This is a genomic window from Citrobacter sp. MGH106, from assembly GCF_001037495.1.
Classification (GTDB): domain Bacteria; phylum Pseudomonadota; class Gammaproteobacteria; order Enterobacterales; family Enterobacteriaceae; genus Citrobacter; species Citrobacter murliniae.
Window position 1 is genome coordinate 3,922,432 of sequence record NZ_KQ089822.1, and the last position, 16,114, is coordinate 3,938,545.

Below are 16,114 nucleotides of genomic sequence, written 5' to 3' on the forward strand. Positions count from 1 at the left end.
TGAATTCCCGGCTCCCTATAATGACCGGGAACATTCTATTACCGCTGTAATTCAGGAGAAATCATGAGCAAGACTATCGCGACGGAAAATGCACCAGCAGCAATCGGCCCATACGTTCAGGGCGTAGACCTGGGTAGCATGATCATCACTTCCGGTCAGATCCCGGTCGATCCAAAAACCGGTAGCGTATCGGAAGACGTGTCCGCTCAGGCGCGTCAGTCGCTGGAAAACGTGAAGGCAATCGTAGAAGCTGCAGGCCTGAAAGTCGGCGACATCGTAAAAACAACCGTGTTCGTTAAAGACCTGAACGATTTCGCCACCGTTAACGCCACCTACGAAGCGTTCTTCACCGAGCACAACGCCACCTTCCCTGCGCGCTCTTGCGTGGAAGTTGCCCGTCTGCCGAAAGACGTGAAAATCGAGATTGAAGCGATCGCCGTTCGTCGCTAAACAATGAAGAAATCCGGGCGCGAAAGCCCGGATTTTTGTCACTGCATGGCAATCACAGCACGCCAAACAATTTCGGCAGGAATAACGAAATCGCCGGAATATACGTCACTAACATCAGTACCAGAAAAAGTACGGCGTAGAACGGCAGCATCGCCTTCACCACTTGTTCAATCTTCTGCTTACTCACCGCACTGGCAACAAACAACACCGATCCTACCGGCGGCGTAATTAGCCCAATCCCTAAGTTAACCAGCATGATCATACCAAAATGGACCGGATCAATACCGAGCGCGTTGGTTACAGGCAACAGGACCGGCGTCAGGATCAGGATCAGCGGTGCCATATCCATCAATGTACCGATCAGTAGCAGCATAATGTTAATACACATCAGGATGACGTATTTGTTATCCGAGATGCTGGTAAAGGCTTCGGTGATGCGCATCGGCAACTGCATATAGGTCATCACCGCGCCGAACGCGGCAGCAAAACCAATCAAAATCATGACGATAGTGACCGTTTTCACCGTGCGGAACATCAGTTTCGGTAGCTCAGACCACTTATAGTCGCGATAGATAAACATCGTGACAAAGAAGGCCCACAGGCAGGCAATCGCCGCTGACTCCGTCGCGGTAAAGATACCTGATAGGATGCCACCCATGATGATAACCACCGTCATCAGGCCCCACAGCGTATCAACAAAAATCTTCAATGCCTGACGAAACGGTACGCGCTCGCCTTTCGGATAACCACGCTTGTGCGCAAACGCCACGCACATCACCATCAGGCTAAAGCTTAACAACAAACCAGGCAGGATCCCGGCGATGAACAGCGCAGCAATCGAAACCGTACCGCCGGTCGCCAGCGAGTAAATAACGGAGTTATGGCTGGGTGGCGTAAGGATCGCCTGTACCGATCCACTGGCGGTCACCGCCGCAGCAAAGTCACGTGGGTAACCTTTTTTGTCCATCTCCGGGATCATCACCGAACCGATGGAGGCGGTGTCTGCCACGGATGATCCGGAAATCGCGCCAAAAAAGGTGGAAGCCACAATGTTAACCAGCGACAGCCCACCGCGAATGAAGCCAACGAAAATATAGGCAAAATTCACCAGCCGACGAGCAATCCCGCCTTCGGCCATAATCGCTCCGGCCAGAATAAAGAACGGGATAGCCAGCAATGAAAATTTGTTCACGCCGCTGGTCAGTTGGATCATCACCGCTTCCAGCGGGATATCAATATACCAGGCCCCAATGATGGCGCTAATACCAACCGCGTACGCTACCGGTACCCCAATCGCCAGCATAATGCCGAGCGTAAAGACGAGAATAAATGCATCCATCTGCTTTCCTTTATGAAATGGGGGCGGTAACTAGCTGGTCGATCCCAGCATGACAACAGGACGCTGATACTGCGGACCACGACAAATCTTTTCAGCAATAAAAAGTAGCGTGATGGCAGAACCAATGGGCAGCGGGAGATAGTTTTGCCCGGCACTGAGAAGCGGGAATTCCGCGACGGCTTGATCCCACAATTCAAGACACAGCGTGGTTCCGTACCAGAGAATGAACAGGCTTATCGCAATCAGCATGAGATCAGCGACAATCGAGCAGTAGCGACGGGCGGAATCTCCCAGGCGATCAGTGACCATACTCACCGCGATATGGGAACCTGCGCGATAGCTTACCGCCGCGCCAATAAAGGTGAATGTCACCATACAGAGAATGGCGACTGGCTCAGGCCATGACAGTGCATTATTCAGAACATAACGTGCAAATATCCCGACAGGAATAATGGCGACCATAACCAATAATGCGACTCCGGCAATCCACATTGAGATCCGGTAAAGAAAATCCATTACTGATGAATAGCATTCACCCATCATCATCACCTCGAATTAATCAAAAGATTCAGACGGATGGTTAATCCCACCCGCCCAATAAATTACTTCACATCCTGAATACGTTTGATCAAATCCTGGTGTTCTTTACCGTAATTATCCCTTACCGATTGCGTGGCTTTAAAGAAATAATCGGTATCAATATCATGGAACTGAACGCCATTAGCTTTCATGGTTTCCAGAGACTTCTCATTATAGGCAGCCCAGAGCTTGCGCTGTTCTACTTGCGCTTCTTTAGCGAGTTTAATGATGAGATCCTGGTCCTCTTTTTTCAATTTATCCCATTTAGCCTTCGAGAAAAGAAATAGCTCCGGGATAATAAAATGTTTACTCCAGGTATAGTTTTTAACGACAGGCAAATAGTTGTGCGCAACAAACGTTGGCGGGTTATTTTCCGTTCCGTCAATGACGCCAGTCTGCATTCCGCTAAACACTTCGCTGACGCCCATTACAATGGAGTTAGCGCCCATTGCTTTTAAAGTATCCAGCGCGATCGGGCTCGCCTGAACGCGGATTTTCATACCGTGCAAATCTTCCGGTTTAACCACCGGGTTTTTGGTAATCAGGTTACGTGTTCCGGCATCCATCCAGCCGAGAAACACCAGACGTGATTTACTGTTTGCCGTCAGGCGATCGCCAATTTCCTGGCCAATCATACCGTCAAGCACCTGATGCATATGGTTTTCATCGCGGAAAATATACGGCAGTGTAAACACGTTAATCTCAGGGAGTATTGCTGCTACTGGCGTCATCGAGACACGAATAATATCGATAGCGCCTAATTGTGCCTGCTCAATCATCTGTTTTTCGTCGCCCAACACGCCACCCGGAAATGTTTTAATCTCCAGACGACCATCCGTTGCAGCACTCAGCTTCTCTCCCATGTGCTTCACTGCCACAACGTTCGGGTAATCAGCCGGGTGAACATCTGCGGCGCGAAAAGTTTGGGCCAACGTTGAATGGCTGGTCAGTAATACTGATACACCAATGCACAGACTTAACAGGTTTTTTGTCAGTTTCATTTGTCCTTCTCCAGAAGTTCATAATATCCATTAACAGGAATAGCTTGCAGAGCAAATGACTGCCGGAATTAGAAATGGGCAGCGAGAAACTTTCTTTACGACGTTACCTGTGCAGACTAACTGGTGTAACAATTTATTTCACTGACTGCCTTCACAAAAAAACGTCAACGCTAATAATTTTTAGCACAGTGTTTCATTTTTGCAACGCAGATCGTTTTATTGATAAGAAAACAAAGAGAGAGGAAGGGATTGTTACCAATTTGCCCTGTTAGTATTTCAATAAAAATAAAACAGAAATATCGTCGAGTAATATCTTCGAATGAAATAAAAAAATGCCGGATAGTGACCCAAGCACTATCCGGCAGAGAACTAAAAGATTATTGCCAGCCGTAGCGACGGCTATAAAAACCTTTCACTAATTGGGTCAATGTCATGTAACCAGCCAGAATCGCAATCAGCCACGGGAAGTAGCTCAGCGGCAGAGCCTGTAATTGTAAGTAGCTGGCCAACGGTGAGAATGGCAGCGCAATCCCCACCACCATGACCACCAGCGTCATCAGCATTAACGGCCATGCAGCACGGCTCTGGATAAACGGTACACGGCGGGTACGGATCATATGCACAATCAGCGTTTGCGACAGCAGACCCACCACAAACCAGCCAGACTGGAACAACGTCTGATGTTCTGGCGTATTGGCATGGAAGACGAACCACATCAGACAAAATGTCAGAATATCGAAGATGGAGCTGATTGGCCCAAAGAACAACATAAAGCGGCCCAGTTCGGCAGGATTCCAGCGCTGCGGTTTTTTGATCTGCTCTTCATCAACGTTATCAAAAGGAATAGCAACCTGGGATACATCATACAGCAGGTTCTGAATCAGTAAGTGCAGCGGCAACATTGGCAGGAAAGGCAGAAATGCGCTCGCCACCAGCACGCTAAAAACGTTACCAAAGTTAGAGCTGGCGGTCATTTTGATATACTTAAGCATATTCGAGAAGGTACGACGCCCCTCGATGACCCCTTCTTCCAGTACCATCAGGCTCTTTTCCAGCAGGATGATATCTGCCGCTTCACGGGCAATATCGACCGCACCATCAACGGAGATGCCAATATCCGCCGCACGCAGTGCCGGGGCATCGTTAATGCCATCGCCCATAAATCCAACCACATGACCTTCGCGTTTCAGCAACGTGACAATGCGCTCTTTGTGCATCGGCGTAAGACGGGCAAACAGCGTCGTGCTCTGGGCCAGTTGTGCCAGCTCGTCATCGCTTAGCCCTTCAATGCTGCTACCAATAACCACATCGCCCGCATCCAGACCTACTTCGTGACAGACTTTTGCCGCCACCAGTTCGCTGTCTCCGGTGAGGATTTTCACCGTAATACCGCTGGCCTTCAGCGCCTTCAGAGCCGGAGCGGTGGTCTCTTTCGGCGGATCGAGGAACGCAATGTATCCTTCGAGGATCAGGTCGGACTCATCAATACGCTGATAATCTCCCTCACGTGCAGGCAGGTATTTGGTCGCCACCGCCACCACGCGCAATCCCTGGCGGTTAAGCGTATCGGTAACGCGCTTAACCCGACGCAGCATATTGTCATCCAGCGGAACAATCTCGCCATTGTGACGCACCTGGGTACAGACACTGAGGATCTCCTGTAGTGCCCCTTTGCACACCAGCTGATGCACATCAGTTTCTTCCGCCACTACCACCGACATCCGGCGGCGCTCGAAATCAAACGGGATCTCATCGATTTTCTGCCAGCGGGTAGAGAGCAGGCGGGCCGATTCTTCATCAACACCTTCCAGCACCGCGGTATCCAGCAGGTTTTTCAGCCCGGTCTGGTAATGGCTGTTCAGCCACGCGGAATGCAGCACATGCTCACTGGGCTTACCGGAGATATCGGTATGATTCTCCAGCACGATTTTGTCCTGGGTTAGCGTACCGGTTTTATCGGTGCACAGAATATCCATCGCGCCAAAGTTCTGGATGGCATCAAGGTGCTTAACGATAACTTTTTGCTTCGACAGTTTCACCGCACCACGCGCCAGCGTGGAAGTGACGATCATGGGCAGCATTTCCGGCGTCAGTCCCACCGCCACAGAAAGAGCAAACAGCGCCGCTTCCCACCAGTCCCCTTTGGTATAACCGTTGATGATAAGCACAACAGGTGCCATCACCAGCATAAAACGGATCAACAGCATGCTGACGCGGCTGATCCCTTTCTGGAACGCATTCTGCTCGCTTTCCTGCTCAGTAACCCGACCCGCCAGTTGTCCAAACCAGGTATTGGCCCCGGTAGAAATGACGATAGCCTGCGCCGTACCGCTCACCACGTTGGTGCCCATAAAGCACAGGGTATCGCACTCCAGCGGGTTGCTTTGCTGCGGGTCTCGGCTGTTCGCCACTTTCTCAACCGGCAGTGATTCTCCGGTAAGCGAGGCTTGCGCCACAAACAGGTCACGCGCCTGAACGATGCGTAAGTCAGCCGGGATCATATCGCCTGCCGCCAGTTTGATAATGTCGCCAGGAACAAGCTGGTCGATCGGCAACTCTACCCAGCCGTTTTCTCCTTTCTCGTTGATCACCCGCAGTACCGTGGCGGTGTTGCTGACCATCGCTTTCAGCGCATCTGCCGCTTTGGTTGAACGCGCCTCCTGCACAAAATTCAGTAACGTAGAGATAGCAACCATCAGGGCAATTACGCCTGCAGCAAACAGATCCTCAGTGGCATAGGAAATGCCGCCCAGAATGGTGAGCAAAATATTAAATGGGTTACGGTAACAGACCCACAGATGCACCCACCACGGCAACGGTTTCTGTGCCGGCAACTGGTTTTCACCGTGTTTCTCACGGGCACTTTCCACTTCAGCGGCGTTCAAGCCTTCAGGATGCGCATCAAACGTTTTCCACAGTGCTTCCTCTTCCATCAGCGCCATTTTCAGGCAATGTTCGCTCAGGGAAGGTGGGATCGGCGCGCTGGCAACGGCCTGGGCATTGGGCAATGGATCGCGATGCACCAGACGATGCGGCAAATGACGATTGAGCCGGGCAAACAGCTGGCGGGTAATATTTTTAAACATAGGCAGTCCCCCTGCGCCAGTAAACACAGGCGCAGTGAATACATCAGGCACAGCAAAGCCTTGCCTGATGGCAATCTAAAATCACAACAGGGACGTCAGAACGTCACTGTCTTACATATCCGGTAAGACAGTGAAAGCAGGCTTACCGGAAAGGTTTATTTCTCCGTTTCGGGAGAGGGGTGGGATCGGGATCCATACAGCCTCCGGTAAGTGAGTGAGTTGCGCGGCGCATTATACGCAGAAAACCATAAGGTTCGTGGCAATTATGGCGGTATGATAAACCACAGTAACTAAACCAAACGTATACACATTGCCTGAATAACAAAGTAAATAAAGCAGACTTTGCCCATTGCACTCCACTTGAGTAAAGTTACCCTCTTAATTAAAACTGAATGCGCTACGGGAAAACAGGATGCAGAATCGGCTGACTATTAAAGACATCGCCCGCTTAAGCGGCGTGGGAAAATCAACAGTTTCCCGCGTTCTCAACAATGAAAGCGGTGTCAGCGAACGCACCCGTGAACGTGTTGAAGCGGTAATGAATCAGCACGGTTTTTCCCCTTCCCGCTCCGCACGCGCCATGCGTGGGCAAAGTGACAAAGTGGTAGCAATTATCGTCACGCGCCTGGATTCACTTTCAGAAAATCTCGCCGTCCAGACCATGCTGCCCGCCTTCTATGAGCAGGGTTACGATCCTATTATGATGGAAAGCCAGTTTTCACCTGAACTGGTAGAAGAGCATTTGGGCATGCTCAGACGTCGCAATATTGACGGCGTGGTACTGTTTGGTTTTACCGGTATTACAGAAGTCATGATCGCTTCCTGGCAGGACTCTCTGGTGCTACTGGCAAGAGATGCCAAAGGTTTCGCCTCCGTCTGTTATGACGATGAGGGTGCAATCCATACTCTGATGCAACGTCTGTACGGCCGTGAACATCGCCAGATCAGTTTTCTTGGTGTTCCCCATAGCGATGTGACCACCGGTAAGCGCCGCCATGAGGCTTACCTTGCATTCTGCAAGAAACATAAACTGCATCCTGTTGCTGCTCTGCCAGGTCTCGCCATGAAGCAGGGTTATGAGCATGCCGCAGATGTCATTACTCCGGAAACCACGGCCCTGGTATGCGCGACGGATACCCTTGCCCTTGGGGTCAGCAAATATTTGCAGGAGCAGCGGATCGATAATCTGCAACTGGCGAGTGTGGGGAATACACCACTGATGAAATTCCTCCATCCGGAGATCATCACTGTCGATCCCGGTTACGCCGAAGCCGGACGACAGGCGGCTTTACAGCTGATCGAACAGATCAACGGCCGCAGCGAGCCGCGCCAAATCATCATCCCATCCACCCTTTCCTGATCGCTTTCTGAGCGTTAATTTGTGATCTTCGCTACGTTTCGGGAACGTTCCCATTTTTAAATATTCAACGAAGATATACTCTGACGCCAGGTCAACAACAGGGCTTAATAATGAGCAAAATAAAACAAGCAGACATCGATCGGCTGATTGAGCTGGTGGGCGGGCGCGACAATATCGCCACGGTGAGTCATTGCATCACGCGCCTGCGTTTTGTGCTGAATCAGCCTGCGAACGCCAGGCCGAAAGAGATCGAACAACTTCCGATGGTCAAAGGCTGTTTCACCAACGCCGGGCAGTTCCAGGTGGTGATTGGCACCGAGGTGGGCGATTACTACAAAGCGCTGCTGGCGACCACCGGACAGGCCAGTGCCGACAAAGAGCAGGCGAAAAAAGCCGCGCGGCAGAACATGAAATGGCACGAGCAGATGATTTCTCATTTCGCAGAGATCTTCTTCCCGCTGCTGCCGGCGTTGATTAGCGGAGGCTTGATCTTAGGGTTTCGTAACGTGATCGGCGATCTGCCGATGAGCAACGGCCAGACGCTGGCGCAGATGTATCCCTCACTGAAAACACTTTATGACTTTCTGTGGCTGATTGGCGAGGCGATTTTCTTCTATCTGCCGGTCGGGATCTGCTGGTCTGCGGTGAAGAAAATGGGCGGTACGCCGATCCTTGGCATTGTGCTCGGCGTCACGCTGGTTTCCCCGCAACTGATGAACGCCTACCTGCTGGGTCAGCAAGTGCCGGAAGTATGGAATTTCGGCCTGTTTACTATCGAAAAAGTCGGTTATCAGGCACAGGTCATTCCAGCTCTGCTGGCAGGTCTGGCACTTGGATTGATTGAAACGCGCCTGAAACGCATCGTCCCGGACTACCTGTATCTGGTGGTGGTTCCGGTGTGCTCACTGATCCTCGCGGTGTTCCTCGCCCATGCGTTTATTGGTCCGTTTGGCCGCTGGATTGGCGATGGTGTCGCCTTTGCTGTGCGTCATCTGATGACCGGCAGTTTTGCTCCGATTGGCGCAGCGCTGTTCGGCTTCCTGTACGCCCCACTGGTGATCACCGGAGTGCATCAGACCACGCTCGCTATCGACATGCAGATGATTCAAAGCATGGGCGGAACGCCTGTGTGGCCGCTCATTGCGCTGTCGAATATCGCTCAGGCCTCTGCAGTGGTCGGCATCATTATCTCCAGTCGTAAACATAACGAGCGGGAAATTTCCGTTCCTGCTGCGATCTCCGCTTATCTGGGAGTGACTGAACCGGCAATGTACGGCATCAACCTGAAATACCGTTTCCCGATGCTATGCGCGATGATCGGCTCCGGCCTTGCCGGACTGCTGTGCGGTCTGAACGGCGTGATGGCGAATGGTATTGGCGTCGGCGGCTTGCCGGGCATCCTTTCCATCCAGCCAACCTACTGGCAGGTATTTGGCCTGGCAATGGTTATATCGATTGTTATCCCGATGGTACTGACCTCGTTCATCTACCAGCGTAAATACCGTCAGGGCACATTACAGATTGTCTGACTTTTTTTCGGGGCGCAGTTGCGCCCCATCGCATTTGCAGGAAATAACGATGAATATTCCCCACTGGTGGCAAAACGGCGTTATCTATCAGATTTACCCCAAGAGTTTTCAGGACACAACCGGTAGCGGCACTGGCGATTTACGCGGTGTGACACAACGTCTCGACTATCTGCAAAAACTGGGGATAGATGCCATCTGGCTGACGCCATTCTACATTTCGCCGCAGGTTGATAACGGCTACGATGTCGCTGATTACATTTCCGTCGACCCGGCCTACGGTACGCTGGATGATTTTGACGAACTGGTGGCGCAGGCGAAAACGCGCGGCATCCGTATTATTCTGGATATGGTGTTTAACCATACTTCGACGCAACACGCCTGGTTTCGCGAGTCGCTGGATAAAGACAGTCCGTATCGTCAGTTTTATATCTGGCGCGATGGTACACCGGACGCATGCCCGAATAACTGGCGTTCAAAATTCGGTGGCAGCGCCTGGGGCTGGCACGCTGAAAGCGAGCAGTATTATCTGCACCTCTTTGCCCAGGAGCAGGCTGACCTGAACTGGGAAAACCCGGCAGTGCGCGCGGAGCTGAAAAAAGTCTGTGAATTCTGGGCCGATCGCGGCGTAGATGGACTGCGCCTCGACGTCGTGAACCTTATCTCCAAAGAGCAGGACTTCCCGAGCGATCCTGACGGTGATGGACGCCGTTTTTATACCGATGGCCCACGCGTGCATGAATTTTTACGCGAAATGAACCGTGACGTCTTCACGCCACGTAATCTGATGACGGTGGGCGAGATGTCCTCTACTTCGCTTGCTCATTGTCAGCAATACGCCGCACAGGACGGCAGCGAATTGTCGATGACCTTCAACTTCCACCACCTGAAAGTAGACTACCCCAATGGTGAAAAGTGGACACTGGCAAAGCCAGATTATGTGGCGTTGAAAGCCCTGTTTCGCCACTGGCAGCAGGGTATGCACGACACCGCCTGGAACGCACTGTTCTGGTGTAACCACGATCAGCCGCGCATCGTTTCACGCTTTGGTGATGAAGGGAAATACCGCATACCTGCGGCCAAAATGCTGGCAATGGTGCTGCACGGTATGCAGGGCACACCCTATATCTACCAGGGCGAAGAGATTGGCATGACCAACCCGCATTTTCGACAGATTACCGATTATCGCGATGTGGAAAGCCACAATATGTTTGCCGAACTGAATGCCGCTGGGCGTGATGCCGATGAGCTGCTGGCGATCCTCGCCAGTAAATCCCGCGATAACAGCCGCACGCCGATGCACTGGGATCGTAGCAAACATGCCGGTTTTACGCAGGGGGAGCCGTGGATCAATCTGTGCGACAACGCGGCTGATATCAATGTCTCAGCAGCGCTTGATGATGCCGATTCGGTATTTTACGCCTATCAGAAACTGATCGCCTTACGCAAAACTGAACCAGTTATCACCTGGGGCGACTACGAGGATCTGTTACCGGAAAGCCCGCATCTGTGGTGCTATCAGCGAGAATGGCAAGGACAGCGGCTGCTGGTCATTGCCAACCTGAGCGAGACCTTCCAACCCTGGCAACCGATCCATACCGGTGGAAACTGGCGGGTGCTGATGCACAACTATGCCGAGGTCGCCAGCCAGCCCGGGGACATGACATTGCGTCCTTTTGAAGCTATCTGGTGGCTGCAAAAATAGCTTGCAATTGGTTTTAAGCCCGGTGCGTATAGCGCTGCCGGGCTTCTCTGCATGCATCCAGCCTACCCTTCTGTTTTTGTTGAATAATTAATCAGATTTTTCTCACCACAATTTACAATCGGCTGCAGTGCCCGTCATCTGTACGCTCCAGTTTTTACTTTGAGCTACGTCAATAAAAACGTAAACATCCTTGATGCAAATCACTACATATAGAACTTAAAATGCACTCCGACCCAATATGTTGTATTAATCGACTACAATTGCTACAACAACATTTCCCTTCATAGCAGTGGAAATGTGGATAAAAGAGGTCTGGATTGCGAGAAGTCATTGGATAGAAAGATGAATAAACCGATGAACGCTCACTAACCTCTGTGGATAACCTGTTCTTATAAATATGGAGTGATCATGACACCGCATGTGATGAAACGAGATGGCTGTAAAGTGCCGTTTAAATCAGAGCGCATCAAAGAAGCCATTCTGCGTGCAGCTAAAGCAGCGGGAGTCGATGACGCAGATTACTGTGCCACCGTCGCAGAAGTCGTTAGCAGCCAGATGAATGAGCGCAGCCAGGTCGATATCAACGAGATCCAGACAGCGGTAGAAAACCAGCTGATGTCTGGTCCGTACAAACAACTCGCCCGTGCGTACATCGAATACCGCCACGATCGTGATATACAGCGTGAAAAACGTGGCCGTCTGAACCAGGAAATTCGTGGTCTGGTTGAACAAACCAACTCAGCTCTGCTGAACGAAAACGCCAATAAAGACAGTAAAGTGATCCCGACCCAGCGCGACCTGCTGGCCGGTATCGTCGCCAAACACTATGCACGTCAGCACCTGCTGCCGCGTGATGTCGTCCAGGCACACGAGCGTGGTGATATTCACTATCACGATCTCGACTACTCGCCATTCTTCCCGATGTTTAACTGCATGCTGATCGACCTGAAAGGCATGCTGACGCAGGGCTTTAAGATGGGTAACGCGGAGATTGAGCCGCCAAAATCTATCTCGACTGCAACCGCCGTTACGGCACAAATCATCGCGCAGGTTGCCAGCCATATTTACGGTGGCACCACCATTAACCGTATTGATGAAGTCCTGGCACCGTTCGTGACCGAGAGCTTTAACAAACACCGCAAAACTGCTGAAGAGTGGCAGATCCCGGATGCAGACGGTTATGCGCATTCCCGTACCGAGAAAGAGTGCTATGACGCATTCCAGTCACTCGAGTATGAAGTGAACACGCTGCATACCGCCAATGGTCAGACGCCGTTCGTCACCTTTGGTTTTGGCCTGGGTACCAGTTGGGAATCTCGTTTGATTCAGCAGTCCATCCTGCGTAACCGTATTGCCGGTCTGGGTAAAAATCGTAAAACTGCCGTCTTCCCGAAACTGGTGTTCGCTATCCGTGACGGTCTGAACCATAAGTTTGGCGATCCGAACTATGACATCAAACAGCTGGCGCTGGAGTGCGCGAGCAAGCGTATGTACCCGGACATCCTGAACTACGATCAGGTCGTAAAAGTCACCGGTTCGTTCAAAACCCCGATGGGCTGTCGTAGTTTCCTCGGTGTTTGGGAAAACGAGAACGGCGAGCAGATCCATGACGGTCGTAACAACCTCGGCGTGATCAGCCTCAACCTGCCACGTATTGCGCTGGAAGCCCACGGCGACGAAGCCACTTTCTGGAAGTTGCTGGACGATCGCCTGGTGCTGGCGCGTAAAGCGCTGATGACCCGCATCGCTCGTCTGGAAGGCGTAAAAGCCCGCGTAGCGCCAATCCTGTATATGGAAGGTGCCTGCGGTGTGCGCCTGAAAGCGGATGATGACGTGTCTGAAATCTTCAAAAATGGCCGTGCATCAATCTCTCTGGGCTATATCGGTATTCACGAGACCATCAATGCGCTATTTGGTGATACGCACTTGTACGACAGCGAAGAGCTTCGTGCCAAGGGCATTGCCATTGTCGAACGTCTGCGTAAGGCAGTCGATCAGTGGAAAGACGAGACCGGTTACGGCTTCAGCCTGTACAGCACACCGAGTGAAAACCTGTGCGATCGTTTCTGCCGTCTGGATACCGCCGAGTTTGGTGTCGTGCCGGGCGTGACCGACAAGGGTTACTACACCAACAGCTTCCACCTCGACGTGGAGAAAAAGGTTAATCCTTACGACAAGATCGATTTCGAAGCACCGTACCCGCCGCTGGCGAATGGCGGCTTCATTTGCTACGGCGAGTATCCGAACATTCAGCATAACCTGAAAGCGCTGGAAGACGTCTGGGATTACAGCTACCAGCATGTGCCGTATTACGGTACTAACACGCCTATCGATGAGTGCTATGAGTGCGGCTTTACCGGTGAGTTTGAGTGCACCAGCAAAGGCTTCACCTGCCCGAAATGTGGTAATCATGATGCAGCCCGCGTGTCGGTGACCCGCCGTGTATGCGGTTATTTAGGCAGCCCGGACGCACGCCCGTTTAATGCCGGTAAGCAAGAAGAAGTGAAGCGCCGCGTTAAGCATTTAGGTAATGGGCAACTCGGTTAATCCCTCACGGTTTTATGCCCGGTGGCGCTACGCTTACCGGGCCTACAAACTGTGCATACATTGTAGGCCGGATAAGCAAAACGCCATCCGGCATGGTTAAGCGAAATGAATTATCACCAGTATTACCCTGTCGACATCGTCAACGGTCCCGGCACTCGCTGTACCCTGTTTGTTTCAGGGTGCGTGCACGAATGCCCCGGCTGCTATAACAAAAGCACCTGGCGGCTAAACTCCGGCCAGCCGTTTACCACAGAGATGGAAGACAAGATCATTGCCGATCTGAACGATACACGGATCCATCGTCAGGGGATCTCGCTGTCGGGCGGCGATCCACTTCATCCGCAAAACGTGCCGGATATTCTGAAACTGGTACAGCGCATTCACGCTGAGTGTCCGGGAAAAGATATCTGGGTGTGGACTGGCTACAAACTCGATGAGCTCAATGCCGAGCAAATGCAGGTGGTGGATCTCATCAACGTGCTGGTCGATGGTAAATTTGTTCAGGATCTCAAAGACCCGGCGCTTATCTGGCGCGGTAGCAGCAACCAGGTTGTGCATCATTTGCGCTAACACTTCAGGCGGATGATGTTCTGTTTTCCGCCTGTCAAAACCGGCTCACACACTCCATCGCAACTGCTTTGAATTCGTTAAAGTCACGGCAGGTACAGAGTCTTGCCATGGCGCGTTCGCGCAGAAAAGTAACGAAAATATCGTAGATTGCCATCGCCTCTTCGTACTCGCTTTTGCTGATGGCGAGTAAAAAGATCACGTGTGCGGTTTCATCTCCCCAGGCAATGCCCTGCGGAGCGAGGACCGTGTAGACCACCGTTTTCTTGGCCAGCAAACCGAGCGCGTGCGGTAGTGCAATGCCGTCACCCAGCATGGTGCTAACGATGGCCTCACGTTCCACCACCGAACTGACAAACTCCGCATCCACAAAACCTTCATCCTGCAACTGATGGCATAGTGTGTTGAACAGCGTCTGTTGATCCATTTGCCCGTCGACAATACGAAAATGCGTCGCATCGAAGTATTTGTCCAGCATCCATGGGCGGGTCCTGTCCACCAGCACCAGTTTACCAATTTGCTCCAGTTGATAATCTGTTGGAAACGGCGCAATCATCACTACGGGCTTATCTTTTTCGCTAATTCGCGCAGTAGAGATAACAAAGTCTTCGCTAATACTGTCCCGTTGTTCATAGTCTCGCAGCGTCACGGTACTTACAATTTCAATCTGTGAATACTTACGCGCCAGCACCGCTTCAATCATCCTTGCCATCGCATTTCCCGCATCACAGACCAGAAGTACACGGGGCTGTCGTTGGTAACCGATGTTGTAACTACGTTCCAGCCCAACACCAATATGCAGGACAAGGAAGCCAATCTCATTTTCACTGATCGTATACGGGGTGTATTTCCCCCATCCCGACACGGCAGCAAGTGTCATGTCCCATGCCATTGGATAGTGCTGTTTAATATTTTCCAGCAGCGGATTAGGGATCATGATCTGGTAGCGTACCCGGGTGATCATCGTCTTAATATGCGTTAGCAGATCGGCATGCAGTTGCTGGTCATTCAGCAGGTTATAGTTGTACTGGGTGTTGATAAAACGCAGGATGTAATTAACCAGCGCCTCATCATCGTCAGCATTGATGGCACTGGGGGCGATCTCCTGAACCTGACGGGCAGCAATATGCACCTTCAGCCAGTTTTCTTCAAAAACGGAAAGCGGTTTATCTGCCAACTGGTGCAATACCGCCGCAATTTCCCGCGTAGCAAGGCACACCGCATGTTCGACTTCTTCTGCGGCGAACTCAGGAAGTGGATACCCCTCGCTAATCCTGCGTACCGCCACCGCACAATATAAGCGCAGAAAAAGCTCGCCCTCATCGGTCAGGCTGATATGAAAACGGGAAAAAATATCCTGTAAAACAGGTTGCAACTGCTGCGGTACGCCAGCATTGAGCGCCTCTTCCATTACCAGCGGATGGGCAGGATCTTGCTGTGCCAGCGTCCACAGAAGATCGGTCAAACAGGCCCGAATCGCCATCTCGCTACCGAACAGCTTCATTCCATGCCGGGGGCGCGTTTCCAGCGTCAGATGATAACGTTGCAGGTGTTCACGCACCTCCGCCATGTCATTCTGCAGCGTCGCCCGACTGATGAACCATTCATCAGCTAAATCTTCCAACTTTAGCGAAAAAGCCGATGTCAGAAAACGGACCACCAGCCAGTGAACCCGTTCCCGGCTGGTACGCGGTATACGCAACAGCTGCTCTGGTTGCTGCGTTTGCAACGCGTGATAACTTGCCGGATCGTCAATTTTAAGCTGGTAGCCGTTGCCCCGACTGAGAACAAACTGTGCGCCATACTGGGTGAGTAGCGTATTCAGCGCGGTGATATCCGCTCGTACAGTACGTGTGGAAACCGACAACCGCTGCGCCAGCTCATCCTGCGGCAGCGCCTCGTTTTGCAGCATGTCAAACAGCTGTGCTAAACGTTGGTTGGGGAATCGCACGTC

At 51.8% G+C, this 16,114-nt stretch carries 12 protein-coding genes; 6 read left to right on the forward strand and 6 right to left on the reverse strand.

Annotated features, from left to right (window positions below; all coding sequences use genetic code 11):
* Positions 1-63 precede the first annotated feature (63 nt).
* Positions 64-450, forward strand: coding sequence for a 2-iminobutanoate/2-iminopropanoate deaminase (ridA, locus tag SK36_RS18280; protein WP_042321681.1), 387 nt, complete (start codon positions 64-66; stop codon positions 448-450).
* A 52-nt stretch (positions 451-502) separates the two neighbouring features.
* Here the strand turns inward: ridA and SK36_RS18285 are convergent, their stop codons facing one another.
* From SK36_RS18285 to mgtL, 5 genes are all read right to left on the reverse strand, one after another.
* The gene (locus tag SK36_RS18285) at positions 503-1,789 is read right to left on the reverse strand and encodes a TRAP transporter large permease (RefSeq protein WP_045439183.1); all 1,287 of its coding nucleotides are present in this window, start codon (positions 1,787-1,789) and stop codon (positions 503-505) included.
* 30 nt (positions 1,790-1,819) lie between these two features.
* Positions 1,820-2,329, reverse strand: coding sequence for a TRAP transporter small permease (locus SK36_RS18290; protein WP_045439181.1), 510 nt, complete (start codon positions 2,327-2,329; stop codon positions 1,820-1,822).
* 62 nt (positions 2,330-2,391) lie between these two features.
* Positions 2,392-3,369, reverse strand: a complete 978-nt coding sequence (locus SK36_RS18295) for a TRAP transporter substrate-binding protein (RefSeq protein ID WP_045439178.1) — start codon at positions 3,367-3,369, stop codon at positions 2,392-2,394.
* A 377-nt stretch (positions 3,370-3,746) separates the two neighbouring features.
* On the reverse strand, positions 3,747-6,455 hold the full coding sequence (gene mgtA / locus SK36_RS18300) for a magnesium-translocating P-type ATPase (protein WP_045439174.1): 2,709 nt from the start codon (positions 6,453-6,455) through the stop codon (positions 3,747-3,749).
* 142 nt (positions 6,456-6,597) lie between these two features.
* Positions 6,598-6,687, reverse strand: a complete 90-nt coding sequence (gene mgtL / locus SK36_RS25285) for a mgtA regulatory leader peptide MgtL (protein WP_404979418.1) — start codon at positions 6,685-6,687, stop codon at positions 6,598-6,600.
* Between the two features lie 156 nt (positions 6,688-6,843).
* On the opposite strand from mgtL, the gene treR reads away from it, so the two are divergent.
* The 5 genes from treR (at position 6,844) to nrdG (ending at position 14,163) form a co-directional block, all read left to right on the forward strand.
* Positions 6,844-7,815, forward strand: a complete 972-nt coding sequence (gene treR / locus SK36_RS18305) for a trehalose operon repressor TreR (protein WP_255351280.1) — start codon at positions 6,844-6,846, stop codon at positions 7,813-7,815.
* A 110-nt stretch (positions 7,816-7,925) separates the two neighbouring features.
* A complete protein-coding gene (gene treB / locus SK36_RS18310) occupies positions 7,926-9,344 on the forward strand; it encodes a PTS trehalose transporter subunit IIBC (RefSeq protein WP_045439168.1) in 1,419 nt (472 codons plus the stop codon).
* A gap of 49 nt (positions 9,345-9,393) precedes the next feature.
* Positions 9,394-11,046, forward strand: coding sequence for an alpha,alpha-phosphotrehalase (gene treC, locus SK36_RS18315; protein WP_048222260.1), 1,653 nt, complete (start codon positions 9,394-9,396; stop codon positions 11,044-11,046).
* Positions 11,047-11,454: 408 nt separating this feature from the next.
* Positions 11,455-13,593: an anaerobic ribonucleoside-triphosphate reductase gene (gene nrdD, locus SK36_RS18320; RefSeq protein WP_048222263.1), complete on the forward strand. Its 2,139-nt coding sequence runs from the start codon at positions 11,455-11,457 to the stop codon at positions 13,591-13,593.
* A 105-nt stretch (positions 13,594-13,698) separates the two neighbouring features.
* Positions 13,699-14,163 (forward strand): anaerobic ribonucleoside-triphosphate reductase-activating protein, encoded by a 465-nt coding sequence (gene nrdG / locus SK36_RS18325; protein ID WP_048222265.1) that lies wholly within the window; start codon positions 13,699-13,701, stop codon positions 14,161-14,163.
* Between the two features lie 34 nt (positions 14,164-14,197).
* Here the strand turns inward: nrdG and SK36_RS18330 are convergent, their stop codons facing one another.
* The gene (locus SK36_RS18330; protein ID WP_048222268.1) at positions 14,198-16,111 is read right to left on the reverse strand and encodes a BglG family transcription antiterminator; all 1,914 of its coding nucleotides are present in this window, start codon (positions 16,109-16,111) and stop codon (positions 14,198-14,200) included.
* Between the last annotated feature and the right edge of the window lie 3 nt (positions 16,112-16,114).